Origin of the sequence: Streptomyces sannanensis (assembly GCF_039536205.1) — a bacterium.
GTDB lineage: Bacteria > Actinomycetota > Actinomycetes > Streptomycetales > Streptomycetaceae > Streptomyces > Streptomyces sannanensis.
In genome coordinates this window covers 262,648-287,569 of the sequence record NZ_BAAAYL010000001.1, presented here as the reverse complement: position 1 = coordinate 287,569, position 24,922 = coordinate 262,648, and the positions used below count along the sequence as shown (strand labels likewise).

At 69.2% G+C, this 24,922-nt stretch carries 20 protein-coding genes and 4 pseudogenes; 15 read left to right on the top strand and 9 right to left on the bottom strand.

What is annotated here, in order from left to right; translation table 11 throughout:
- Positions 1–135: 135 nt before the first annotated feature.
- Complete coding sequence (locus tag ABD858_RS01335) at positions 136–1,125, bottom strand: sporulation protein (protein WP_345033912.1); 990 nt, start codon at positions 1,123–1,125, stop codon at positions 136–138.
- A 128-nt stretch (positions 1,126–1,253) separates the two neighbouring features.
- Between ABD858_RS01335 and ABD858_RS01330 the strand changes: the two are divergent.
- A pseudogene (locus ABD858_RS01330) lies at positions 1,254–1,538 on the top strand (CBS domain-containing protein); the annotation flags it as partial.
- A 261-nt stretch (positions 1,539–1,799) separates the two neighbouring features.
- Entirely contained in the window at positions 1,800–2,678 is an 879-nt protein-coding gene (locus ABD858_RS01325) for an ion transporter (RefSeq protein WP_345033910.1), read from the top strand.
- A gap of 70 nt (positions 2,679–2,748) precedes the next feature.
- Here ABD858_RS01325 and ABD858_RS01320 read toward each other — a convergent pair.
- Positions 2,749–3,018 (bottom strand): annotated as a pseudogene (locus ABD858_RS01320) (oxidoreductase); the annotation flags it as partial.
- 115 nt (positions 3,019–3,133) lie between these two features.
- On the opposite strand from ABD858_RS01320, the gene ABD858_RS01315 reads away from it, so the two are divergent.
- The 6 genes and pseudogenes from ABD858_RS01315 (at position 3,134) to ABD858_RS01295 (ending at position 7,223) form a co-directional block, all read left to right on the top strand.
- Positions 3,134–3,325, top strand: coding sequence for a DUF6381 family protein (locus tag ABD858_RS01315; protein ID WP_345033909.1), 192 nt, complete (start codon positions 3,134–3,136; stop codon positions 3,323–3,325).
- A gap of 144 nt (positions 3,326–3,469) precedes the next feature.
- Positions 3,470–4,873: a glutamine synthetase family protein gene (locus ABD858_RS01310; protein ID WP_345033908.1), complete on the top strand. Its 1,404-nt coding sequence runs from the start codon at positions 3,470–3,472 to the stop codon at positions 4,871–4,873.
- Position 4,874: 1 nt separating this feature from the next.
- Positions 4,875–6,044, top strand: a complete 1,170-nt coding sequence (locus ABD858_RS01305; RefSeq protein ID WP_345033907.1) for an amidohydrolase family protein — start codon at positions 4,875–4,877, stop codon at positions 6,042–6,044.
- Between the two features lie 221 nt (positions 6,045–6,265).
- Entirely contained in the window at positions 6,266–6,526 is a 261-nt protein-coding gene (locus ABD858_RS01300) for a UBP-type zinc finger domain-containing protein (protein ID WP_345033906.1), read from the top strand.
- Positions 6,438–6,683: pseudogene (locus ABD858_RS36670) on the top strand (Hsp20 family protein); the annotation flags it as partial. The gene ABD858_RS01300 and the pseudogene ABD858_RS36670, both read left to right, overlap by 89 nt.
- A gap of 147 nt (positions 6,684–6,830) precedes the next feature.
- On the top strand, positions 6,831–7,223 hold the full coding sequence (locus tag ABD858_RS01295) for a DUF2267 domain-containing protein (RefSeq protein ID WP_345033905.1): 393 nt from the start codon (positions 6,831–6,833) through the stop codon (positions 7,221–7,223).
- A 27-nt stretch (positions 7,224–7,250) separates the two neighbouring features.
- On the opposite strand, the gene ABD858_RS01290 is transcribed toward ABD858_RS01295, so the two are convergent.
- Positions 7,251–8,474, bottom strand: coding sequence for a thiolase family protein (locus ABD858_RS01290; RefSeq protein ID WP_345033904.1), 1,224 nt, complete (start codon positions 8,472–8,474; stop codon positions 7,251–7,253).
- A gap of 158 nt (positions 8,475–8,632) precedes the next feature.
- On the opposite strand from ABD858_RS01290, the gene paaI reads away from it, so the two are divergent.
- Positions 8,633–9,058 (top strand): hydroxyphenylacetyl-CoA thioesterase PaaI, encoded by a 426-nt coding sequence (gene paaI / locus ABD858_RS01285; protein ID WP_345033902.1) that lies wholly within the window; start codon positions 8,633–8,635, stop codon positions 9,056–9,058.
- A gap of 69 nt (positions 9,059–9,127) precedes the next feature.
- Positions 9,128–9,550: a hypothetical protein gene (locus ABD858_RS01280; RefSeq protein WP_345033899.1), complete on the top strand. Its 423-nt coding sequence runs from the start codon at positions 9,128–9,130 to the stop codon at positions 9,548–9,550.
- A 45-nt stretch (positions 9,551–9,595) separates the two neighbouring features.
- On the opposite strand, the gene ABD858_RS01275 is transcribed toward ABD858_RS01280, so the two are convergent.
- Genes ABD858_RS01275 through ABD858_RS01265 form a run of 3 tightly spaced genes read right to left on the bottom strand, consistent with a single transcriptional unit; the run spans position 9,596 to position 13,832 of the window.
- Positions 9,596–11,449, bottom strand: coding sequence for a peroxidase family protein (locus tag ABD858_RS01275; protein WP_345033897.1), 1,854 nt, complete (start codon positions 11,447–11,449; stop codon positions 9,596–9,598).
- A complete protein-coding gene (locus tag ABD858_RS01270; protein WP_345033895.1) occupies positions 11,446–13,416 on the bottom strand; it encodes a GMC family oxidoreductase in 1,971 nt (656 codons plus the stop codon). Before ABD858_RS01270 ends, ABD858_RS01275 begins: the two co-directional genes overlap by 4 nt.
- Positions 13,413–13,832: a hypothetical protein gene (locus tag ABD858_RS01265; protein ID WP_345033893.1), complete on the bottom strand. Its 420-nt coding sequence runs from the start codon at positions 13,830–13,832 to the stop codon at positions 13,413–13,415. The genes ABD858_RS01270 and ABD858_RS01265 overlap by 4 nt, the downstream gene beginning before the upstream one ends.
- 295 nt (positions 13,833–14,127) lie before the next feature.
- Between ABD858_RS01265 and ABD858_RS01260 the strand changes: the two genes are divergently transcribed.
- From ABD858_RS01260 to ABD858_RS01250, 3 genes are all read left to right on the top strand, one after another.
- Entirely contained in the window at positions 14,128–15,240 is a 1,113-nt protein-coding gene (locus tag ABD858_RS01260; RefSeq protein ID WP_345033890.1) for a hypothetical protein, read from the top strand.
- A 129-nt stretch (positions 15,241–15,369) separates the two neighbouring features.
- The gene (locus ABD858_RS01255; RefSeq protein WP_345033888.1) at positions 15,370–17,415 is read left to right on the top strand and encodes a trypsin-like serine peptidase; all 2,046 of its coding nucleotides are present in this window, start codon (positions 15,370–15,372) and stop codon (positions 17,413–17,415) included.
- 161 nt (positions 17,416–17,576) lie between these two features.
- Positions 17,577–19,772, top strand: a complete 2,196-nt coding sequence (locus tag ABD858_RS01250) for an endonuclease (RefSeq protein ID WP_345033886.1) — start codon at positions 17,577–17,579, stop codon at positions 19,770–19,772.
- A 179-nt stretch (positions 19,773–19,951) separates the two neighbouring features.
- On the opposite strand, the gene ABD858_RS01245 is transcribed toward ABD858_RS01250, so the two are convergent.
- Positions 19,952–20,596 carry a DUF4232 domain-containing protein gene (locus ABD858_RS01245; RefSeq protein ID WP_345033883.1) on the bottom strand — a complete coding sequence of 215 codons (645 nt, stop codon included), beginning with the start codon at positions 20,594–20,596 and terminating at the stop codon, positions 19,952–19,954.
- A gap of 422 nt (positions 20,597–21,018) precedes the next feature.
- Here ABD858_RS01245 and ABD858_RS01240 point away from each other — a divergent pair.
- Positions 21,019–21,855: pseudogene (locus tag ABD858_RS01240) on the top strand (helix-turn-helix domain-containing protein).
- Entirely contained in the window at positions 21,852–22,031 is a 180-nt protein-coding gene (locus ABD858_RS01235) for a DUF397 domain-containing protein (RefSeq protein WP_345033882.1), read from the top strand. The pseudogene ABD858_RS01240 and the gene ABD858_RS01235 overlap by 4 nt, the downstream one beginning before the upstream one ends.
- A 69-nt stretch (positions 22,032–22,100) precedes the next feature.
- Here ABD858_RS01235 and ABD858_RS01230 read toward each other — a convergent pair whose 3' ends face one another.
- Positions 22,101–23,498: a TIGR03118 family protein gene (locus ABD858_RS01230; RefSeq protein WP_345033881.1), complete on the bottom strand. Its 1,398-nt coding sequence runs from the start codon at positions 23,496–23,498 to the stop codon at positions 22,101–22,103.
- A 230-nt stretch (positions 23,499–23,728) separates the two neighbouring features.
- Positions 23,729–24,913 (bottom strand): vWA domain-containing protein, encoded by a 1,185-nt coding sequence (locus ABD858_RS01225; protein WP_345033879.1) that lies wholly within the window; start codon positions 24,911–24,913, stop codon positions 23,729–23,731.
- Positions 24,914–24,922: the final 9 nt, after the last annotated feature.

Here is a 24,922-nt window from a genome sequence, read left to right as displayed (position 1 = left end):
GTGTGTTCTGAACTGCGTATGCCCGCCTGGGCGTTACACATTCGCGAATGACGGGTTCTCCGCCGCACCGGCCTTTGTGGGCGGGCCGTCAGGGCCGGAGGGGACCGGCCCTGACGTCACGGGGGAGTGCGGCGGTCAGCCCTCGTCGCCTTCGTCCTCGTCCTCGAATGCGTCGCCGATCTCGTCGATGACCTCGGCTGCGACCATGCCGCCGACGACTCCGACGGCGAGACCGGCCGCGCCCGCGGCGATGGCGGTACCCATGCCCGGTCCGGAGTGGTGGTGCCCGCCATGGCCGTGACCGGACGCGTACGGGTCGCCGTGGCCGTACGAGCCGTGGGTTCCGTAGGAGGAGCGGTGCTCGACGAGTTGGCGCATCCAGCTGTCGACTTCGGCGTTCCAGTCGCGCTGGTGAACGTCGTGGTGGCTCACGGTGAAACGGGTGAGCGCGTCGTGGCCGCCGGAGAACAGGCCGCCACGCTTGTCCGCCTCCAGGACGACCTCCATGCCGCCCGGGGTGGCGAGGAAGGTCACCTCGATCTCGTTGATCGCGTGCGCGTACTGCGGAGCGGGAGTGAGCTCGATCTCCTGGTAGAAGGGGAGCTGCTGGCCGGAGCCGCCGATACGGCCGTACTCGAGGTCGGCCGACTTGAAACCGAAACCGAGTTGCCCGAACGCCTCCAGGATCGCTTCCTGTACCGGCAGGGGGCGTACCGCGAGCGGGTCGAGGTCGCCCTTGTCCTTGGCGGCGGCCACTCCGAGCTCCGTGCGTACGCCGAGCACGATGCCGAGCGGCTGGCCGTACAGTTCGGTGACCGGGGTCTCCCACGGGAGCGCCACCGAGAACGGCAGGCTGCGCTGCTCGCCCTCAGTGAGGCGGAAGCCGCCGCCGACGGTGAACCGGTCGAAGACGACGACGCCTTGGTGTTCGCCGCCTTCCAACTCGGCCTCGACGCGGGCGACCAGCTCCAGCGTGATGTGCTCGATGCCGAAGTCGGCGTTGCCGCCCTTGAGATGGACGTCGCCGGTGAGGCTGCCGCCGGGCAGGACAGCCCCGGGGGCGAGGACCGTGTCCACGGCCGGGCCGCCGACGCCGATCGAGCCGAGCAGTCGTTTGAACACCATCGTGGCGTTCACTCCTTCGTGGTGCGCGCGGTTCTGTGTGGTGGTTCTGTGGAGCGGCAAGGAAGTTCCTTACCGCCGGGCGTTGTCTACACGCATGTAGAGCATAGGGAATGAGGGGCCGGAAGGTGTCCCGCCATCCCTCGAAGCGGACTGACCAGGAGTTTTACTCGGGCCTCCACATCAAGGACGCCCTCGGCGCCGCCGACCGCACCCGGCCCTTCCCCCGCGCCGCGCTGCACCCGATCGCCGAGGTCACCCTCGACACACCCCTGGACGACACCATGACAGCCATGCGAGCGGCCGGAACCCACCTCGCCGCCGTCACCGGCAACAAGGGCACGGTCATCGGCTTCGTCACCATGGAAGATGTCCTGGAGGAACTCGTCGGCCCGACCTCCGACGCCGCCGCCTGACACGCCCGGCCCGCAATGGCCGGCACCCGACGAGGGGGCCGGCCATTGCCGTACTGCGCGACGGAGCGGTAGCGGTCGGTGACTCGGCCCGGATGATCTACAGGGCTGTAGAGTGACAGCTGTGGCCGAGGGTGTGAATCGGTCCGCCAACACCCGGACAGGGCCCAAGGGTTCAGGCGGCAGGCGGAGTGACTCCCGCCGATCCTGCCTAAGATCACACCTTGCAAGAACATGATCCGCAGCGCGCATTGAGGAAAGAGCATGACGGACGCCACGGCCCAGGTGCCGCAGCTGCGCCACACCTTGGCCTGCCGATGCCGCGCGATCACCGAGGCGCGCTGGTTCGCCGTAGCGGTCTTCGCTCTTATCCTCGCCAACGCCGCCGTCCTCGGTGTCGAGACCTACACCGGAGTCGTCGACCAATGGCGCGGCGCGCTGCGCGTCGTCGAGCACAGCTTCCTCGTGGCCTTCACTGTGGAGATGCTGCTGCGCGCCGGCGCCCATGCCGACCGGCCCAAGGACTTCTTCCGCGACCCGTGGAACCTCTTCGACCTGGCCGTCGTGCTCGCCGCCTTCCTTCCGCTCGTCCGTGAGAACAGCACCGTCCTGCGGCTGCTCCGGCTGGCCCGGGTCCTGCGTTCCGCCCGCTTCCTGCCGCAGCTGCGCATCGTCATGGTCGCGATCGGCCGAAGTCTGCCCGGGACCGTCAGCTTCCTGCTCGTCGGTGCCCTGCTTCTCTATGTGTACGCGATGATCGGCTGGGTCTTCTTCGCCGCCCACGATCCGCAGCACTTCGGCTCCATCGGCCGGGCCGTCCTCACGCTCTTCCTCCTCATGACCCTGGACGGGCTGGGGGACTCCGTACGCGCCGGCCTGGAGATATCGCGCTGGAGCATCGTCTACTACGCCTCGTACGTACTTCTCGCCTCGTTCGTGCTCGTCAACGTACTCGTCGGCGTCGTCATCAACTCCCTCGAGGAGGCCAAGGAGATGGAGGAGGAGCAGGCCGCTGCCTCCCCGGAACACTCCACGTCGTCAGACGTCGGGCGCGAAGACATCAGGGCGCGGCTGGCCGCGACGCGAAGAGCCCTGGACGAGCTCGAGGCCGGTCTCAGCAGTCTTGAGGAGGCCCGTCGATGACGCGGCATCAACCGGGGCGAAGGTACGGTGCGACCGGCCCGGCTGCGGGTGCTCCACGCTATGGCTCCGGTCACCGGCCAAGGCCGCAGCCGAGGGCTTCGAGCAACCCACGCTCGCGCCGGGCGCTCAGACCGGCACGTCTTGCCCGGTCCAGACCCTGCTCACGTTCCCAGAGCAGGGCGTCGGCCAGTAGCTCCGCCCGGGGCCGGTGACGGAGTCCCGCAGCGCGCGCCGCGGACCCGTTCCGGGCCGACCATCCTTCCCAGCCCTGCTCGACCAGCCACATCGGCAGCGACTCGGGTCCCATGTACTCGGCCACGCCGTTCGCGAGCAGCCATGCCCAGGCGGGTTCGCCGACAGTGGATCCGGCGTGGAACGCCCGAGGTGCGGGGAACCGAGCGCACTGATTCGCTGAGTGAGGGGCAGTCCACAGCGAGGACCTCACAGGAGCAGCGATGGACATCACAGGCGGACCCGGCAGCCACGCCAAGGAAATGCGTGCGCATGCGCAAGAACTCGAACAAGCCGCGGAAAGCGCTGCCGATCCCAAGGAGAGGAGGCGCCTGATGGAAGAAGCACGCAAGCTGCTCAACGACAGCGAACAGGAGAGCGCCATGGCTGCGGGAGACATCTACCCGCAGGACTAGCCCCTGCCCCGGACCCCGGGCCCTGGGCCTCGGGGGGTCGGCCCGCCCCGCGTGCCCGTGAAGTGCCGGGTGTCCGCCGATCACTCGGCGTCGCGTGCCAGGTCGAGGGCGAGCGCCTGCACCCGAGCCCCCAGTGGAGCACGTATGACCACACTTGCCGACCCCGTCCCCGGCGGGCGGCCGGGCGATGTGGAGCGGGCCGTCGCACTGAGCGCGGAGCTCGCCGAGCGAGGAGTGCACGGGATCGTACTGGCCTATGTCGACACCGCCGGCATCGGCCGGGTGAAGACGATCCCGGCATCCCGGCTCGCCTCCGCTGCCGCGTGGGGCGTCGGTATGTCGCCGGTGTTCGACACCTTCCTGGCGAACGACTCCATCGTCTCCACCGACGTGCTCGGCTCGCCGGACGGCGACCTTCGGCTCTACCCCGACCTCGACCGGCTGGCGGTCCTGGCCGGCCAGCCCGGCTGGGCGTGGGCGCCGGTGGACCGCATCACCCAGGAGGGCGAGCGGCACCCGGGGTGCAGCCGCACCGTGCTGCGCCGGATCGTCGCGGACGCCGCCGAGCGCCACGGCATCACCTTCAAGGCAGCCATCGAGGTCGAATGGGCGGTCGGGCGGGGAACCGCCCAGAAAGCCGACTTCGTCCCCGCGTGCTCCGGTCCCGCGTACAGCGCCACCCGGCTGGTCGAGCTGAGCGACTACGTCGCCGAACTGATGGCGGCGTTCGCGGTCCAGGGCGTGGACGTCGACCAGGTCCACCCCGAGTACGCGGCCGGTCAGTTCGAGATCTCGGTGGGCCCGCTCGACCCGGTGGCCGCGGCCGACCGGAGTGTGCTGGTGCGGCAGACCATCCGGGCGGTCTCGCTGCGCCACGGCCTCAGGGTCTCGTTCTCACCGGCCGTCCTCGCCGAAGGCGTCGGCAACGGCGGCCATGTACACCTCTCAGCCTGGCGCGACGGGGTGAACCTGCACTCCGGCGGCGACCGGCGGTACGGCATGACCGCCGAGGCGGAGTCGTTCGTCGGCGGTCTGCTCGCACACCTGCCCGCGCTCACGGCTGTGACCGCGCCGAGCCCGGCGAGCTATCTGCGGCTCAAGCCCTCGCAGTGGGCCGGGGTCTTCACCGCCTGGGGGCACGAGACACGCGAGGCCGCGGTGCGCGTCATCACGGGCACCGCGGGTCAGCGCGACCGGGCGGCGAATCTGGAGGTGAAGCCGGTCGACCTGGCCGCCAATCCCTATCTCGCGCTCGGCTGTCTCATCGCCGCCGGTCTTGACGGCCTGGAGTCGTCCACCGCCCTGCCCGAGGAGATCACCGGAGATCCGGCACTCTTCACCGCCGCCCGGGCGACGGCCCAGGGCGCCTTCCGCCTGCCGACGACGCTGGACCGGGCCGTCGAGGAGTTCCGCAAGGACCAGCTGCTCCGGGTCGTGCTGGGGCCGGTCCTGGCCGACGCCGTGATCGCCGTACGCCTCGGGGAGATCGCGGCCGTGGCCGGGCTGGACGACGGGCTGGTGGCGGCTGCGTACCGGTGGAAGTACTGACGTGGGCAACGCGTCCCCCACTGACGGGCCGGTCCATGAGGCCCTCGCCGGACTGGCCCTCGTCGACCACCACTGTCATGGCGTGGCCACCGCCGACCTGGCTCCTGAAAGCTTCGAGTCGCTCATCACCGAGGGTGACGCATGGCCCGACAGCGGAATCACGCCCTTCGACAGTCCCGTGGGCGTGGCCATCCGCCGCCATTGCGCTCCTGTGCTGGGCCTGCCACGGCACGCTCCCGCCGCGGGGTACGTGGCGCGTCGGGCCGAGCTCGGCTGGCGCGAGGTGAACCGGAGGTTCGTCTCCGGCGCGGGAACCGGTGCGTTCTGCCTCGACACCGGTTACGCACCGGACGCTGTCACGACGCCGGCGGAGCTTGCCGCGTCAGCGGGCGGCGCGGCTGCCGTGTACGAGGTCGTACGACTGGAGAGCGTCGCCGAGGCCGTGGCGGCCGCGGGGGTGGAGCCGGACGAGTACGCCCCCACGTTCCTCGCGGCCGCGCGGGAGGCCGTGGAACGGCGAGGCGCGGTGGCGGTGAAGTCCGTCGCCGCGTACCGCACCGGGTTCGACCTGGACCCACGCCGGCCGTCGGACGCGGAAGTCACCGAAGCGGCCCGGCGGTGGCTCGCCGCGGGCTCACGGGGCGGCCGGCTTCACGACCCCGTGCTCATGCGGCACCTGCTCTGGACCGCCGTCGACCTCGGTCTGCCCCTCCAGCTGCACACCGGATTCGGAGACAGTGACATCCGGATGCACCGGGTGGATCCCACCCACCTCACGGACTGGCTCCATCTGACCTCCGGCACGATTCCGGTGATGCTGCTGCACTGCTGGCCCTATCAACGCCAAGCCGCCTACCTGGCGACGGTGTTCGCACAGGTGTACCTCGACGTCGGGCTCACCCTGCACTACGTCGGGCCCTCTCGGGCCCGGGCCATCCTCGAGGAAGCACTTGAGATCACCCCGTTCCGCAAGCTGCTCTACAGTTCCGACGCCTACGGGGTGGCGGAGTTCTACCATCTCGGCGCACTGGCCTTCCGACGAGGCCTGGCCTCGCTGCTCCAGGAGCGGGTGGACGAGGACGAGCTGAGCCTGCCCGACGCGGTCCGTATCGCCACATGGACGGCATGCGACAACGCTCGCCGCGTCTATCGGCTCCCCGAGCACGACTGAGCGCTCGCCGCGGCGCTGTTCGACAGCGAGGAGAGCATGGTCCGCCTGGACATGAGCGAGTACCAGGAACGGTCCAGGCCGTCCCGACGCTGCTCCTGCTCGACAGAGGGCAGGTGATCGCCAGGCAAGCGGGGCGGCGCCCGCCCAGGCCCTGCGCGAATGGGTCGAGGAGACCGTCTCCGGCCGCCGGTGACCTACCCTCGACGGAAGGAGGCTCCGCCATGAAGCAGGCCGATCCACATCTCTCGCTCGTGCGCCCGGTGACGCCGCGCACTCCCCAGGGCTGCGAGGAGTGCCTACGCCTCGGCACTTCTTGGGTGCACCTCAGGCTCTGCCTGATCTGCGGTCACGTCGGATGCTGCGACTCCTCGCCGTTCAAGCACGCACGCCTGCATGCCCATACCGTCGACCACCCCATCATGCAGTCCTTCGAGCCGGGCGAGGACTGGCGCTGGTGTTATGTCCACGAGGTCCTGGTCTGATGAGCACCAGGAGGAAAATCTCGTCCGTGTGCCCGAGCGCCGGTCGCCCGCCGGCGTCTTCTCGCGCCGGCTGATGCTCGCCGATACGCTCGATACGGAACACATCAGGGCCGACCAGGACGCAGGTGTCCTGAACCTGCGCATCCCGATTGCCGAGCGCGCCGAGCCCCGCAGGAACGCCGTCGGTGCAGGGGCAGTCCGCCCAGGCAGATCAGCGGCTGACGCCTCAAATCGCGCGGCGTGCGCGGAGCGGAGATCTTCTCCGCTTCACCCCGCCCTCCGCGCGCCGGAAGGGGGCCGGAGGATGCCCATGAGATGGGAAGCGTTCCTCGATGAGGTGCGGGAGCGCGGCGAGTACGCCTCGGAACAGGAAGCGGAACGCGCTGCCCGCGTCGTTCTCGGCCTGCTCGGCGCACACCTGGTGGGTGAGGAGCGCACCGAACTCGCTGCCCGGCTGCCGGAGACGTACGCCCTGATCCTGCTCAATCCCCTCCAGGCCGCGGAGCCGCTGTCCCCGGAGCGGTTCGTCCGGGCGACAGCGGCGTGGATCGACGGAGCCACGGAACAGACCGCGAAATGGGACGTCGGTGCCGTACTCAGCGTGACCGCGGACGCCGCCGGTGACGATCTCATGCGACGGCTCCTGCTCCAGCTCCCTCCGGGCTACGACCTGCTCTTCGGCCCTCAGCCGACATAGCAAGGGCGGGAGGACCGACGCGTGTGCTCACACGCGCTCCACGAGCATCGCGACGCCCTGCCCGACACCCACGCACAGGGTGGCAAGACCACGGCGGGCGTTCTCCCGCTCCAGCCGTCCGATCAAGGTGAGCAGGATTCGGGCGCCCGAGCAGCCCAGCGGATGGCCCAGCGCGATGGCGCCACCGTCGGCGTTGACCTTCTCCTCGTCGAGCTTCAGGCGCCGGATGACGGCCAGGGCCTGTGCGGCGAAGGCCTCGTTCAGTTCGATCGCGTCCAGGTCGCCGATCTGCCGGCCGGCACGGGACAGGGCCTTCTCCGTGGCGGGGACCGGGCCGAGGCCCATGATGTTGGGCTGGACTCCCGCCGACGCGGAGGTGACGATCCGGGCCCGCGGGGTGAGCCCGTACCGCTGGACGGCCGCCCCGCTCGCCACCACCAGTGCGGCGGCACCGTCGGACAGCGGTGAGGACGAGCCCGCCGTGACGATGCCGTCCTCGCGGAAGATCGTCCGCAGGCTTCCGAGCTTCTCCAGTGTCGTGGAGGGGCGCGGGCCCTCGTCGCGTGTCACCTCGCCGCCCTTGACCGGCACCGGCACGATCTCCCGGTCGAAGCGGCCCGCCTGCTGGGCCGCGACCGCCCGCTGATGACTGCGGAGCGCGAAGGCGTCGGACTCGGCACGGGTGATGCCGTCCAGAGCCGCGACCTCCTCGGCGGTCTCACCCATCGACAAGGTCGACTTCACCGTTTCCGGCCCGGCACCGGCAGGCACGGCCCGGTCGGCGGCGGTGAAGCGCGGATTGGTGAAGCGCCAGCCCAACGAGGTGTCGTGCACCTCGCCCGGCTTGGCCCACGGAGTGCCCGGCTTTTCCATCACCCACGGAGCGCGGGTCATCGACTCCACGCCGCCCGCGACGACGACGTCGGCCTCACCGGCCCGGATCGCCTGGGCGGCCGAGGCGACGGCGGTCAGGCCGGAGGCGCACAGCCGGTTCACGGTGTAGCCGGGAACCGTGTGCGGCAGCCCGGCCAGCAGCACGGCCATCCGGGCCACGTCACGGTTGTCCTCGCCGGCCTGGTTGGCGGCGCCGAGGATCACCTCGTCCACGGCCTCGCCCGGGAGCCCGGCGCGGCGGACGGCCTCTCCGACGACCAGGGCCGCCAGGTCATCGGGGCGTACGGAGGCCAGAACGCCGCCGTAGCGGCCCTGCGGGGTGCGTGCCCCGTCGATCAGGTAGACCTCGTCAGACATGTGCGGACTCCTCGATGGGTGCGGGCCGACGCGACTCGAGGGGCTCGAAGGCCTTCTCGGACATGCGTTCCACCCCTTGACAGGCAGTTCGGAGGCTGGATTACTTGGCCGTGCGCACGCTAACCGAATGTTCGGTCGGTTGACAAGATGGTGGAAACATGACGCAGGTCAGTGACGCGATATCCAGCCCCACCGAGGCGATGTTCGCCGCGGACGAGGCGTCCCGGAGTCTGGGCATCGAACTGCTGGAGCACGGAGAAGGCACTGCCGTTCTCCGGATGACAGTGACGTCGGCGATGGTGAACGGGCATGGGATCGCCCACGGCGGATATCTCTTCCTGTTCGCCGACACCGCGTTCGCCTGTGCCTGCAACAGCCATGGCCCGGTGACCGTCGCGGCCGGCGCCGACATCAATTTCATCGCCCCCGCGCACGAGGGCGATGTACTCCTGGCGGCCGCGCAGGAACGCACCCGCTTCGGCCGCAGCGGCATCTATGACGTGAGCATCCTGCGCGGCGACGAGGTGATCGCGGAGTTCCGCGGACGCAGCCGCAGCATCCGAGGCGCGAAGGAGACACGCTGAACAGTTGAAGGGTCAGTCGGGGGTGTGCCGTCCGGAACGCCTTCACGCCCCGGACATGGAGGAACTCTCATGGACATCGCGGCACTCGCCATGTGGGCGGTCACCGCTCTCGGCGGCTTCTACATGCTCGCCACCTGGTTCTCCCGCGGCGGACCTCACAGCCACGACAGCCGCCTGCCCGTCCCCGTCGTGTTCGGGCACTTCGCGCTCGCCGCCGCCGGACTGGTCGTATGGATCCTCTACGTGATCAGCGACGCGGGCGCACTGGCGTGGACCGCCTTCGGGCTGCTCGTACCGGTCGTTCTGCTCGGCCTCACCCTGCTCGTGCGCTGGATCCCCGTGTACCGGCGCCACGTCACCGCGCAGGCCGGCGGAGCCGACAGCGGGCCCGTCGAGGCGTACTTCCCGGTCACTGTTGTGGCCGGGCACGGGCTGGCCGCCGTCACGACCGTCGTGCTGGTCCTGCTCACCGCGTCGGGGATCGGCGGCTGACCGGAGCCCGGGACGGGACGCCGTCCCGAGCTCTGCACCGGGCCGTCAGGAACTCCTGCCGCTCCGCGTGGTGCGCCACGGCGTGAACGCGTTCGTCACGCCCGCGAGGGCCGTGCGCAGCTCGGGGTGGTGGCGCAGCAGGACGGTGACCATGGAGTTGTCCTCGATCCAGGCCAGGCCCGCCTTGGAGTACACCTCGGGGGTGTAGTACTCGGTGAAGAAGCGGTCGCTGTTCAGCCGGCGCGACGCCATCAGGATGAAGATACGAAATGCCGTGTCGCTGAAGGCGAATCCGGCCGGCAGCTTCTCCGCGTACATCCCGACCGTCAGGTCGACCTTCTCGATGTCGTCCTCGTAGAGACGTCTGATCTCCTTGGCCCACGTCGGGTTGTCGGTCAGTTCCTCGAAGCTCTCCGCGGGCTTCAGTCGCAGCAGTCGCCGGAACTCGTTGTAGCGGGGGACCCCCAGTTCCCGGCTGCGCAGGATGTCGGTGGCGGCGAGGTCCTGGAGGTGGCCGTCGGGGCGCTCGTACTCCTGGAGGAATCTGGGGAAGTTGTGCAGGGTGACCAGCCCCGGGTGGAGCGTGCCGAAGCTGTAGAGCAGATCGGCCATCGGCGTGTTCTTCAGGACCTTCAGTGCCTCGGGACCGGCGATGTCGCGGAAGGTGCAGTGGCTCAGGGTGGTGTTGTCGGCCGCGGAGCGCAGGTGCCACTTGTCGCGGATGAGCGGATGCATGCGGTAGACGGCCACGAACTCCTCGGTGAGGGCGTACGGGATGCCGTAGTGGTCCGTGCTGCCGCCGGGGATGCCGCTGACGACTTCGCTCCCGCTGATCCGGCCGAAGAGATCGTGGACGCGCTCGCCCGCGATGCCCCACCAGTTGGCCCGCAGGGCCTTGACGGTGGTGGGGTGGCTGATCACAGCCGGTGTCCACTCAACTGTGTGGATCTTGGCGAGGAGCGCGGCGTTGACGAGCCGGGCCCTCTGGAACAGCTCCTCGTCGCCCCAGGACGGATAGGCGGCGTGCAGATGGTCGCAGATCGCGTTGTGCTCCCGGGTGAACAGGTTCTGCATCATGGCGAGGCCCAGCCAGAAGCCGGGAACGCGCGAGGGATCACGAGCCGGGTCGGACGTGAGTGGGGTCTGCTCGTCCCACAGGCGCAGTCTGCCCAGCTCGCCGTTGCGCATATGGCGCTGTTCCTCTTCGTTCGTCCCGTATATCTGGGACGCGTCCCACCAGTGGGAGGAGACATTGACGCGGGTGTCGGGCGTGCCTGCGGGAGCCCGGGGGTCGCGGGTCGGGTCGTCCGGTGTCCGCATGATCCGCATGGGGCGCTCCGGCCACGGGTCGTCGTCCATGAGGGGGACTTCCCAGGGCCGTTCCGTGGGGCTCGTACCGTGGCTGAACCAGTCACGGATCATGAACTGCAGCCAGGCGGCGACCAGAGAGTTCACCGACTCGGCCGGGATCAGCCCGTCGCGGGTGAGCAGGGCACGGCTGACCTCGCGCGGGTTCGGCCTGGACAGCACGGACTCGGGCGTGGCCGGGACGATCCTGTCGAGCGGGATGTTGCGGCCGAAGCGGGTGCCCGCCATGCCCATGCGCGGCTCGTCGAGGTCGTTGTGGCTGCCGTCGGCGGTCCGGTTGACCTTGTGGCTCGCGGAGGGTGGCGCCGGATCGGGCAGATCGACGGACGGCAGCCGGGTGGTGTCGTGGAGGTTCTTCTGGCGGAGTCTGACGCGCAGTCCGAGGAGGGTCAGCAGGCCGGGTATGACGGCCAGGTTGTTCCAGCCGATGTGCCGGTCGACATACTGGGCGGCGCCGGTGACGATCCGCCAGGGGAGTGAAGAGCGGTATCCGGAGCCGGATTGCCGGGGGGTGGTTCGTTGCGTTTTCATCGCGCTGCTCCTTGGGTCCCTGGTCGGTTCGCGGGGTGCGACGATGCCTTGGCGCTTCCGGGGCGGGACGCATCGTCGAGGATCACATCGCTCGCCTTCTCGCTGATCATGTAGATCGGGACGGCGACGAAGAATCCGGGAATGCGGGGAAAGACGGAGGCGTCGACGATCCGCAGGCGGTCCACGCCGCGCACTCGGAAGCGGCTGTCCACGACGGCTGAGGGATCGTCGGCCCTGCCCATCGTGCAGCTGCAGGAGGCGTGGTGACCCCAGGCCTCGTCCTGTACGAAGCGGCGGACGCTGTCGCGGCCGCGGACCTCCTCGCCGGGCCACAGTTCCTCGAGGATCACGGAGTCGGCCTTGCGGTTCATCCCGCGTACGAACTCCACCGCGTCGGCCGTCGCTTCGAGGTCCAGACCGTCCTTGTCCGTGCCTTCGGTGAAGGAATGGAAGTTCACCAGTGGGGTGTCCCGGGGGTCGGCGGAGCGCAAGCGCACTCGGCCCCCGGTGTTGTGGGTGCGGCTCTTGAGGATGGCCCAGGTGAAGCGGTCCCGGTGACGTGTCAGGTCGAGCGAGTAACCGGGGTAGTAGCCGCGGAAGTCGAACGGGCCGCCGAAGATGAACAGGTCCGGGACGTCGAGCTCCGGGCGGGACGTGCGGGTGATGCCCACGACGGCACCGTTCGTGGTGTACAGACCCTCACCGCGCTGCCAGGCCTGGTAGCAATGGTCCGGTTCGGCTCCGGGCCGCGGGGCGTGGAAGTCACAGTCCTTGATGACCGGGAACTCGCGGTCCATCCGGCTGACCACGCCGACCTCGTAACGGTCCTGCAGATTGGCCCCCACGCCCGCGAGGTCGACCCGTACACGGATGCCGTGCCGCTCCAGCTCCTCGCGCGGGCCGATCCCCGAAAGCATCAGCAACTGGGGCGTGTTGAAAGCCCCAGCGGCGAGGATCACCTCACGCGAGGCGAACACCCTGCGCCGGACCGGAGGTCCGAGGCCGTCCTGGCTGCGGGGGTCGGCCCGGTAGGCGTGCGGCCGGTCCAGGTAGTCGACGCCGGTCGCCACCGAGCCGCTCTCGTCCAGCACCACTTGGGTCACCAGGGCGTTGGTGCGGACGACCAGATTGTCCGGGTGGCTGTGCCGTACGGCCTGGACGCGCTCGCGGGCGGCGCTGCGCCGTCCGTTCGCCGTGGAGATCGGGATCTGCCACAGCCCCTGCAGAGCCTGTGTCTGCACCCGCCAGTCATTGGGATCGACGAAGGCGCCGAGTCCCTCCAGCGGGGAGAGGGGCCGGCCGAGGAAGCCGGCCAGCGAGTCCTGTGCCGCGGAGAGGATGACCTTCAGCAACTGCTTGTCCTGGATGACCAGTTCGGGGTCGGCGAGGCAGGTGGGCAGCCAGCCGTCGAATCCGTGCCGCGCGTCGTTGCGGTAGCGGGCCCCGATGAAGGGCAGGGCCTTCAGCAGCGCCGCCAGGAGCGGGTTCCGGGGCGGCTCCTTGGGCCTCGGCCGGTAGGTACAGCGCTCCAGCCGCTCGAAGTAACGGCGCATCGCCGTGCTGTGCCACGAGTCGTCGCCCGTCTCCTGCGCGATCGCGTCCCAGTCGGCGTTGTACGGGTAGACGGTGATCAGCGCGTGATGCGCGGTGCAGCCGCCGACCGCCCCGGCGCGCGGATAGAGGATGCCCCTGTCCGGCACGAACTTGCTGTCGCGCCGCTGCTGATGCTCGTCCGCGTAGTGCCGCACGAAATAGTCCCAGCGCTGGACCGGGTCCTCGGAGGCATCGGCATGGAAGGCGGGCACCAGGTAGTTGTCGTTCTCCGCGTCTCCGCCCGCGTCGAGGAGCAGGACACGCATGCCTGCGGCGGCAAGATTCGCCGCCAGGGGGCCACCGCCGGCTCCCGCACCGACGACCACATAGTCGAAGCCCGTCTCGACAGTGCCGGCCGCAGGCCCGGTGGTCACTTCCGTTTCCCCTTCACGGGGCGGCTGTTGGCGGAGACATCGGCCGCCCCGGAGGCGGCAAGGATGGTGTTGGTGGCCGAGATGAGGGTTGTCAGGGCCGCGGTACGGGGTGGCAGTTGGCCGCGGATCCCGAGCATGGCCGCGGTCGCGGTGTCGCTGCTGTGGATCACAACGCCCTCGCGCAGGTCTTCCCGGAGTTGCTCGCCACGGCTGGTCAGCAGATCGAGGCCGAGCAGGATCGTACGGATCCCGAAGAGCCGGAAGGCGTAGACGGCCGCCGGGCTGAGCTCACGGCCGGGTTCGAGGCGCCGGATGAGTACGTTGGGCGTCAGCAGGCCGGTGACCCCGTTGAAGAGCCTGACTCCGGCGAGCGCGTAGACGGAGACGGGGCGGCGGGCAGCGCTTTGCTTGGGCATGATGTCTCCCTGAGAGGGTGCGACAGATTTCCGGCGACAGCGGAAGCGCACGATTACTCTCGCGACATAAGGTGTAATTCCCCCCAAATAATGCTATGGGAACGACTGTGCGCACGCATCTTGAGGGCGGGATGAAGAGCCCGGTGACGCCCCCGAACTGCTCGTAGCATCAGTTCAGGGAAATGGGTATCTTTTGCGCCGATATGTTCCGGCTGCAAGCATCGAGAAGGTGATGAGGCCACCGGGGTGCGGCCGGCGACGGCGCCACGCCGCGGAAGCGGAGAGGGTCGGCGATATGTCCGATCATCAACCGAAGCATCGGAGCCTGCAGAAGTGCGAGAAGCGGCAGTGGGAGCTCCGCGAGGGGATTCGCTCGCGCATCGGTGAACTACGAGCGCTGCTGGAGACCAAGAAGCAACGTGCGGAGCAGGACGCCGACCCCACCGTGCGGGCGGCCGCGCCGACGCTCTACAAGAGCGCGGCCGTCGAACTCTGCATCGCCGAAGAGGCGCTCAACCACTGTGACTGTCCCCGACGCCTGGCCTCGGCACATCTTGCCGCGGCGCAGACCCATCTCGACGCGGCGCTGAACCTCCTGCTGCGGCTCGCCCCGCTCGACGACGTGACGGCGAGGATCCCCAACCTGCTGGCCCTGGTCCGGGAACATCTCGCCGAGACCGACCCCCGGAGGGTCCGGGTCGAGCAGATCGCGAAGAACGCTCTGAAGCCGAAGGCGGAGGCGAAGCCGCTCAGCTACGAGGAGCGCGAGGCGCTCATCGACGCGGCGGGCGTCGCCCGCCAGGCCCTGCAGCGCGAGCACCTCCGCGTTCTCAGCTTCGTCCGTGTCGTCCTCTTCGTGACGCTCGGCCTCATGGTCATGGCGGTGGCGGTCGCGGTGCTGGGAAGCCTGTTCCCGCAGCTGGTACCACTGTGCTTCCGGCAGCCCCGCCCCGAGCTCGACTCCTTCGACATCGTCTGTCCCACCCGGAGCGAACTGGTCCCCAAGACCGCCACCGAGGGCTACGCCCAGGCCGGCTCCTCGTGGGACTACCTCGTCGTTGAGCTCGTCGGGCTCGTGGCGGCCTCCGTCGCTGCGGCCGCCACGCTGCGCCGGATCAAGGGCACCTCGACCCCGTACAACGTGCCGGTGGCGCTGGCACTGCTGAAGCTGCCGACCGGCGCACTGACCGCGGTGCTGGGACTGCTGTTGATGCGCGGGGAGTTCGTGCCCGGACTGTCGGCCCTCGACTCGTCGGCGCAGATCATCGCTTGGGCCATTGTCTTCGGCTACGCCCAGCAGATTTTCACCCGGCTCGTCGACGACCAGGGTCAGGCCGTCCTGAACGCCGTGGGCGGCCCGAACAACATCCCGCCGGTGCGCGACCGCGACACACAGGAACAGACCTGAGACCGACGGCCGGGCGACCGCATGTCGGCCTCTCCCCGTACCCCGAACGCATCTCTCCTGTTGCGCCGCATCGCTGACCGTGTGCCTGCTGGAAGCGGGTCGTACGAGCACAGGACTGGTGGGTGTCCCATGGCAGTGACGGACAACGCACGCGCGGAACAGCTGAAGCACGCCGAGGCCGCGGCCGAGCGCTATGCCCGGACCAGCGCCGAGCGGCAATCGATCGAGCGCCGGCAGGACGCCGGGGTGAAGTTCCCGGATTCCCCGGAGGCCCTCGCAGTCCGCGCCACACGGCTGCTCGACCGGCAGGGGGTGCCCGCCGCGGCGGTGGTCGAGAGCATCCGCGAGGAGCCGCTGGACGCGCCAGCCGCGTACGAACGCATCCTCGGCCTCTCCAAGGAGCTGCAGGCCTGGAGCTTCCTGCCGCGCGGCGCACGGGTGGCGCGCACCGTCGCCCGGATCTCGGTCCGGGAGAACGGACGCGAGCTGCCCCTCGGCACCGGCTTCCTGGTGTCGCCACGCCTGCTGATGACCAACCACCATGTACTGTCCGACCCGGCGACCGTGCAGCAGTGCTTCGTCGAGTTCGACGCCCAGGTGACCATCGACAACACCCCCGCTGCGCCCGTCCGGCTCGAGTTCGATCCCGGCGCCTTCTTCCTGGCTGACGAGGCACTCGATTTCGCACTGGTGCTGGTCCGCCCCGTCAGCGACAGCCAAGCGCCGGGGGAGGTGTTCGGGTGGAACAGGCTCAGCGTCCAGCAGGGCAAGCTGGTCATCGGTGAGCCGGTGAACGTCATCGGTCACCCGATGGGCCGCCTCAAGGAGATCGCCGTCCGCGACAACGCGCTCCAGGTCCGGCTCGACGACTTCCTGCACTACAAGACCGACACCGAGCCCGGGAACTCGGGCTCGCCGGTCTACAACGACCAGTGGGAAGTGGTGGCCCTGCACCACAGCGGTGTGCCGAAGAAGGACGCCCAGGGCCGCACCCTGCGCAAGGACGGGCAGGTCTGGCAGCCCGGCGACGGTGACGACGCCATCGACTGGGTGTCGAACGAAGGCGTACGCGTCAGTTCCATCCTCAAGCACCTCGCCACTGTGCCGCTCGATCCCACGCGACGCGCCCTGTTGGGCGAGATGGGCATGGACTCCGGCCTCCAGGAGGCGGCAGCCGCACCGCAACCTCCTCTGCAGCCCGCAGCCGTCGTTCCGCCCGCCGTCGCCGTGCCACGGCCCACTCGCGAAGCGGCCGCCGCACACGTCGGCCTCAGAGCCCGGAGAACGGCCTTCGGCGGCAATCGGCACCTGGTCTTCCTGCACGGCAGGAGCCAGCAGGGCAAGGACCCCGAGCAGCTCCGCCGGGACTGGACCGCAGGGCTGAACCAGGGGCTCACCCGCGCCGGGATCACTCCGATCGATCCGGCGGACACCTGGTTCCCGTACTACGGCGACAGGCTCACGGAGGTCGTCCGGCAGCATGAAGCCGTTCCCCGTTCCTTCGAGGAGCTGGCGGCCGCGCCGGTGGCGGAGGCATGTGCACCCGCAGGCCCGTCCAGAGAGACGTACGAACGACTGATTGCGGAGGCGGCGGGCCGTTCGGGAATGCCTCAGGAGGGCCGGCTGGCCCCCGAGCGGTTCGGGGGCTCCGTGGTCGGGGCCCTGCAGCGGGAGCTGAGCTGGCTGGCGGCCAAGACCGACCTGGACGAGTGGGTCATCGCCACGATCCTCCGGGACGTTGCCGCGTACCTCGACGACCCGGGCGTCCGGGATGCGGTCCTGGACTGCGTGCTGGAAACGATGCCCGCCTCCGGCGAGGTCGTCTTCGTGACCCACAGCCTCGGCACGGTCGTCGGTATGGACCTCATCACCCGACTCTCCCCGGAACTGGACCTCACCCTGCTCGTCACCGCCGGCAGCCCCCTGGGGCTGGACGCGGTCTACAGCCACCTGCTCGTCGGTGGCCCCAAGCGCCCGGAACGAGTGGCCCACTGGCTGAACGCATGGTGCCCGACCGACGCCGTTGCCATCGGATGCCCGCTGGGGGACAGCTGGAAGGGCGAACTGACCGATCTGGCCGTCGCCAACGCGCGCGACCGGGCACACAGCATCGAGGAGTACCTCGGCCACCCGGAGGTGGCTTCCACGATCGGGCACACGATCATCCCGGCATGACGAAACCTCTGTTGACCTCCTGAGATTTGAATCGGGAACCACAGGCCGGAGGGGAAAGCTGGAGAAGAAAATGCGGGCCGCCTGTGCACACAATGAAAGAGGGGCGGAAAGACCGATCCCCCTGCGCGCGCACCTTCCTTGCAGGCGAGGAGGCGGACCGCATGACAACGGCAGAGATCGTTTCCGCGACGGAAACGGACTACCTGTCACAGATGGCGATGGCGGCAGAACGCTACGCGAACCGGACCGCGCAGCGGGAGAAGAACCGAGCCGTGCTCAGGACGCGCGGCGTGCTGTACGCCGACGAACCGGAGCGGGTCGAGAAGCGGCTGGCGCGACTCGGCGTCGACTGGTCACTGGCGATGGCGATCGAGAAGACGCCATCGGAACCCATGGCGACGGCAGGGAGCACCCTGCCACTCCCACCGGAGAGCTTCGGCAGCAATGTTCTGGGCCTGGAACGCCTCATCGGCCGCAACAATCTCACCCCGGTGGCATTCCTGGAGGAAGGCAGCCTGGTCGCCCGCTCGGTCGGCCGGGTCACCATCAGCGGGCCCGGGGGCGGTCACGGCACCGGCTTCATGATCTCCCCGTCCCTTCTGCTCACCAACAACCATGTGCTGCGCAGCAAGGAGGAAGCGGGTCGCAGCGTCGTCGCGTTCGGACTCCAGGCGGGTATCGACGGGCGCCCGCTCGTGCCGGCGGTTTTCCAGCTGGAGCCGCAGAGGTTCTTCGTCACCCATCGTGACCTGGACTTCAGCGTGGTCGCCGTGGCCGAACGCGGAGCGCAGGGTGAGGCGCTCTCGTCGTTCGGTTGGCTGGCGCTGAGCGGAGCACAAGGCAAGGTCATTCTGGGGGAGTTGGTCAACATCATCCAGCACCCCAGGGGCGAGCCCAAGCAGGTCGCGCTGCGCGAGAACCAGATCGTCGATGTGCTGGATCAGTTCCTGCAGTACGAGTCCGACACCGAGTTGGGGTCGTCGGGCTCCGCTGTCTTCAACGACCAGTGGGAGGTCGTCGCGCTGCATCATTCGGCCGTCCCGAAGACCGACGCCGACGGCCGGCCCCTGAGCATCGACGGGACGGTCTGGACTCCGGAGATGGGCGAGCACCGGCTGGCGTGGAAGGCCAACGAAGGGGTGCGGATCAGCCGTATGCTGCAGGCGCTGCACGAGGTCACGCTGACCGGCACAGCCGCCCGGCTGCGGGACGAGGTGTTCACCGCCCGAGCCGCCCCGCTCCCGGTGGAGGGGCCGACGCCCCCGGCGCCCGCGCCGTCACTCGACGGGGCGGCGGACGGGGCGGGACCTGACGGGTCCGGAGCGTACGTGACCGGCGGGACCGTACAGCTCAGCGTCCCACTGCGGATCACCGTCGGTGTCGACACGCCCGTGTTCCGGGCAGGTACGGTCACCGCCCCGCAGCCCGCGTACACGCCGGCACCGACGCCCGCACCCATGCTTCCCGCGGTCGGACGGGTGGACGGAAGCGCCGCTGCCGCGAGAGACCTGGATGCGGCCCTGGTCAGCCTCCGGCTCGCGGAGGTCCGGCCCTACTACGACCGTGCAGCCGACCTCGCCGCACGAGACGCCTACTACGCGGGAATCAGCACCGGCGACGGGAAGGAACTGCGCCGGGCGCTCACCGCATTGCTGGAGGAGACCCACTCGCCCCGGCCCAAGTACAAGCCGATGCTGCTGGTCTACCCGTGGGTGGACCTGCACAAGGACGGCAAGCTGCGCAGCATCTACTCCGGCAAGCCGTTCTCTGCCGAGGAGTTCATACGCGCCGACGCAGCGGTGGAGGAGGCCCGTCTGGCCCGTATGCAGGAACTCCTCCTGCACGAGAGCACGATGGGCCCGGCCGAGTTCGAAGCGGAGTTCGACGCTCTGGAGGCGTCGATGTCCTTCAACTGCGAACACGTCGTCCCGCAGTCGTGGTTCGCCAAGCAGGAGCCCATGCGGGGTGACCTGCACCACCTGTTCGCATGCGAGGTGGGGTGCAACAGCTTCCGCGGCAACTTCCCCTACTTCGACTTCCCCGGCTTCGAGGAAGTGGTCCGGGACGACTGCGGAATGCGCGAGGACGTGGGATTCGAACCCGAGGAGGGAAAGGGCACGGTCGCCAGGGCCACCCTGTACTTCCTGCTGCGCTACCCGGGGCTCGTCGGTGACGCACCGGGGGAGTTTCCCAAGAACCGGCTTCCCGACCTCCTGACCTGGCATGACAACGAGCCGGTGAGCGAGTACGAGCAGCACCGCAACGCCGCCATTGCGGAGATGCAGGGCAACCGCAACCCCCTGATAGACCACCCTGAGTGGGCCCGCACGATCGACTTCTCAGGCGTCTGGCCCTGAGCCGTCGTCTCCTCGGACGGGCATCTCCCCCTCGGGCCGGCACAGCCGGCCCGAGGGGCAACATCGCGCCCGCAATGGAGCGGAGTCCGTCCCTCCCTTTTGCGGAGGGACCCGGGTGACGGGGCGTCGACGTGCGAGCTACGGCGAACTACGGTCCTGCTTGCACTTGTCCGAGACGCTCAGTCAACGACTTTCTGCCACGCCGTCGTGCCGAGCAGTCCTGTGTCGCCGATGTCGAGGCCGCCCTCCGGCCGCACGGTCTGCCGGCCGCCCCCGACCGCCGGGGCTATCTCCACATACACGCCACTCCCACGCCGTGTCGCCGCGTCGACGGCCGAGTAGCGCCATACGAACACGCTGCGCGCGGACTCCCCGGGCTTCAGCGTCACGAGGTGCGGTCCGGGGTCGTCGAGCTGTGTGATCGGTCCCGGCCCCTTGAGTACCGTGACGTCCATCCGCTTGCGGTCCACATCCCGTACCCGTACATCCGGGTAGCCGTTCAACAGGTAGTCCCGCTCACCGCAGTTGGTGAGCGTCACCGGCATGGCGCGCAGTCCCATGGCGGCGTTCACCACACCGGTCGACACCAGCACACCCGTGTCCGGGCAGCCCTGCGCGTCCACGGAAGCGGTCGGCGCGACATCACCCGGCGGAAGCGTCCGCGCACCTGCCGACGGACCGGTGCCCGACGGTTGGGGCTGAGTCCGCGCTCCGGTCCGTGCCGGATCCGCCTCGCGCTCGAGTTCGGCGGAGAGCCCGCACCCGGAGGTCAGGGCGGCCACCGTCGTCAGGATCACGATGCGTCTCACAGGTATGACGGTCATGCCGCGATCATCACACGCGCCGAGCAACTCCACCTTCCAGGCAGGGAGTAGGCCAGGACGACAGCCTGCTCCTCGACCGCACGCGCGCGCACAAGTCGTTCGGGTCGCCCCCCCGTGTGTAACGGCGGACAGCATGGCCGTCCGGTAGTCGAGCCGTCGGGCGAGGCATCGCCAGAGCTGCCGGGCGGGCGCTGCAACGGGTGGAGTCGACCGCAGCGTGAACACGCCTGCGGTAATCGTGAGTTGATGGGCCGACGAGTTCATGGTCTCCACGGTGACGGGCGAGAAGGACCGGTCACCAGCAGCGAAGCGCCGTACGGTGAGTCAGCGTACGGGCACGTGTGTGGACAGTACGCCGAGGGTGCCGTCACTCTGGGTGAGTTGAGCGCGGGAAGATCCAACGCACGTGGAGGTGGCCGCGTATGACCCATGCAGCGGAGGAGTGGGAACGCGAACCCGACGCCTCGGACAGTCTGCGCACCTTCGGCGCCGTCGTCTAGGCCCTGCGCGAACACGCCGGGCTGAGCCGGGTTGACTTCGGGACGATGGTGCGGTTCTCCAAGCACACCGTGGAGTCGGTCGAGTTGGGCCGCCGTATGCCCGACAAGGACTTCGTGGAGCGGGCGGAGGCCGCGCTCGGCGAAACCGGTGCCCTGCGGCGCGCGGCCAAGCACCTGTCGCGCCAGCCGGGGATCGCGGCGTGGTTCCGGCAATGGGCGCGGCTGGAGAGGGTGGCCGTGAGCCTGTGCACGTATGAGTGCAGGCTGGTGCCGGGGTTGTTGCAGACAGAGGCGTATGTACGTGCACTGTGTGACAACGACATTCCCCCGCTGACCGACGAAGCCTTCGAGGCCACGGTTGCCGCACGCATGGAGCGTCAGCGCCTGCTGTACGAACGGCCCAACACCACGTTCGACTTCGTCATCGAGGAGGTCGTCCTCATGCGCCGGCTCGGCGGACGAGACATCACCCGATCGCTGCTTGAGTACATCCTCGAGATCGGCGCGCTGCGGAACACGACGATTCAGATCATGCCTGCGAATAGCGAGCAGCATGCATGTCTCGCAGGCCCCCTTCAGCTCTTGGAGACCTCCAACGGACGTTGGCTCGCATACTCCGAGGGGCAGGAGAACGGCCGCTTGATCTCCGATCCCAAGGAGGTCAGCAAGCTCCAGATGCGTTATGCGAGACTGCGCTCGCAGGCTCTCTCTCCGAAGGACTCCGTGGGCCTGCTGGAGCAGATGCGAGGGGCGCTATGAGCACTACCGATCTCGACTGGTTCAAGAGCAGTTACAGCAGCGCGCAGGGCGACAGCTGCGTAGAGGTCGCCATGACAGCGCAGAGCGTCCGTGTGCGGGACTCCAAGGACGTGACGCGCCCGTGCCTCACCATCGGACGCGAGGGCTGGGCGGCGTTCGTCGGATCGGTCCGCTGAGTGAGAGGCCGCACCCCGTCGTGCGGGGTGCGGCCCTGGCCTGTCTGTCCGTCGTGCCTCAGCAGGGCATCAGGACTTTGCGGCGCGCAACGTGCCCAGCAGCCCGTTCTGCTCGCCGTTGATTCCCGCGGCGAACCAGACCGATTCCTTACCACCGGACCGTTCGGTGCCGCGCTGCAGCCCCCACAGCCCCGGGATCTCGATCGGTACCCCATTGGGGTCGCTCAGGGTTCCCTTGAATTTCCCGGAGTGCAGGTCGAAGACGTTGATGTGGCCGTCGCCGAAGTTGCCGACGAGCAGGTCGTTGGCGAACTTGCCGAAGCCCTTGGGCGCGACCTCGAGACCCCAGGGAGAGTTGAGTACACCCTGGCTGGCGAAGCGCTGCAGCAGCTTCCCCTCGGTGTCGAAGACATTGATGAAGCCGTTGCCCGGACCGGCGACGTCGTCATGCTTGTCCGCGTCCTGCATGGCGTAGGTCACGAAGACCCGCGAACCGATCAGCTTGACGTCGAACGGCGCGAAGCCATCGAGAATGCCAGGGTCCTCGAACTTGCCGTCGGACGGGACGAGATCGAAATTGGTGTCGAAGACATCGATCCGCGCATCACGGAAGTTCGCGACGAGCAGCTTGGGCTTCGCCTTCTTCTCGTCACCGTTCCCGGCCTGGACCGTGGTGTTGCCCTGGACGGTGGGGTTGGCTTGGACGGTGGTGTTGCCCTTGACGGTGGGGTTGGCTTGGACGGTGGGGTTGGCTTGGACGGTGGGGTTGGCTTGGACCGTGGGGTTGGCCTTGACGGTGGGGTTGGCTTGGACCGTGGTGTTGCCCTGGACGGGGGTGTTGCCCTGGACGGGGGTGTTGCCCTGGACGGTGGCGTTGCCCTGGACCTTGGCGTCGCCCTCCTTCTTCTCCTTCTTCTTGCCGCTCACCAGCGTGAGGCCCTTGAAGACGGCGTCCTCGCCGTCACTGTTCTCGTGAACCCGGAAAGCCTCCGTCGCGGACACCTCCGGGTTGAACGCGAAGATGTCGCCGTCCTCCCCGGCGAAAATGAACCGGGCCGGGCCGGTATTACCGAAGCCGCTGAACTTGAACTCGTCCGTGTCGTTGCGTATGACGCCAGTCGGTGCGCCGCCCGGAGGGATCGACACCACCTCGGAAAGGATGTTGACCGGCTTCCCGGGCCTGGCTCCGTCATATGAGGTGGCCAGGTCGCTTCCGTTGTCCGAGACCAGGATCTCTCCCGTGCGCTTGGTCACGAGGCCCCAGGGGTTGACCAGGTGGGGGTCCGTTTTCTCGGCTCGGCCCGGGAGGTCGGACACCAGGTCCCGCTCCTGGAAGCCGTGGTCCTCCTTGGTCGGCCCGGACGGCGACGCGGCCACCATGGCCCCGGCGGCGCCCAGGGCCACCGCGGTTGTCATCAGCTGTCTGGTGAACGACCGAGGCCGGCGGACCGATGCCTGCTGTGTCATGAAGATGCTCCTCTGTCTGCACTCGACGAACCCCCAGAGGTCATCGCATGTCACGCACGCCGTGGACGCCACTCGACGGAGGGGATGACTCCGCCGGGCAATGACCGGATCACGCCCCAACTGGCCGCGTACGGCGGCAGTCCTGCCAGTGACGAAGCCCGGCCGGACCAAGCGGAGTACTACGCCGGACGGGCGCGCGAGGCGCCGGGCGGTGGGCCTGGTGTCCCGCGTCAGGCGGGGATGCGTACCGTCTCCACCCAGTTCGGGGGCTCCGGTGCACCCGCGCTGATCAGGGCCGCGATGAGGCGGCAGGACGGGACCTCGTCGGGCCAGGGGGTGAATCCGTCGGTGAGGACGATGACGATGTTCGGGCGGTCCCGGGCCGCGAGCGCGGAGTCGATGCCGACGCGCATGTCCGTGCCACCACCGCCGCCGAGGGTGATCTGCTCGGTGGCCGTCACCCGGGACACGGCGTGCACGCCGGCGTCGCATGCGAGCACGGTGACGCGATTGCCTCGTACACCGACCTCGCGCAGGACGCCGGTTACCTCCGCGAGGGCGGCGGCGAGTTCGGCGTCGCCCATTGAGCCGGAGGTGTCGATGACAACGGCCACCCGGGGCAGCGGGCGGCGCAGGCTCGGCAGGACGACACCCCGCAGCGCCGGGGTGCGGCGCGACGGTCGGCGGTAGGTGTAGTCGACGGCCCCGCCGGCCCACGCGGCGGCTTCCCGGACCGCGCCGGAGAGCGCCTGCCGCCAGTCCACCGTGGGTTCCAGGATCTCCTCGACCCAGCGCTGCCAGCCCGCGGGCAGGGTGCCGCGGCTGCGTTGGTGGGCGCGCATGGCCTCGGCGGTGTGCCGCCTCAGTGCCTGCGCCTCGACCTCGCCGAGCCGGGCGGGGCCGGCGGACCCCTGAAGCTCCCAGGGCACCGGCCGGCCGTGGGCGCCCGACCCGCAGTCCGGCCCCTGCACATGCGGCGGCAGTTGGCCGAGATACGCCTCGAACAGCTGACCCTCGGGCAGACCGAACAGCCGGGGTTCCATCCGTCCCTCGGGCAGGCGCAGGCCGTCGGAGAGGAGGTCGTCGTTGATCTCGCAGTCCTGGGCGACATTGACGCGGTGCCGGTCGCGCTGGTCGGCGGCGGGGAGCCGGTCGGCGCGACCGTGGTGGTCACGCAGCAGGTGCGCCACCTCGTGCACCCAGACGCCCGCGAGTTCGGGCACGGGCGTCGCGTCGACGAAGGCAGGCGACACATAGCAGCGCCAGTGCCGGTCCACGCCCATCGTCGGCACCTCGGGGCGTGGCACGACGGTCAGGGCGTACAGCGCGGACGCGAGATAGGGCCGGTCGCTCGCCGCCCGGTAGCGGGCGGCGAGCAGCTTGGTCATGTCCAGGGCGCCGCCGGATTCCGTCATCCCGGCATG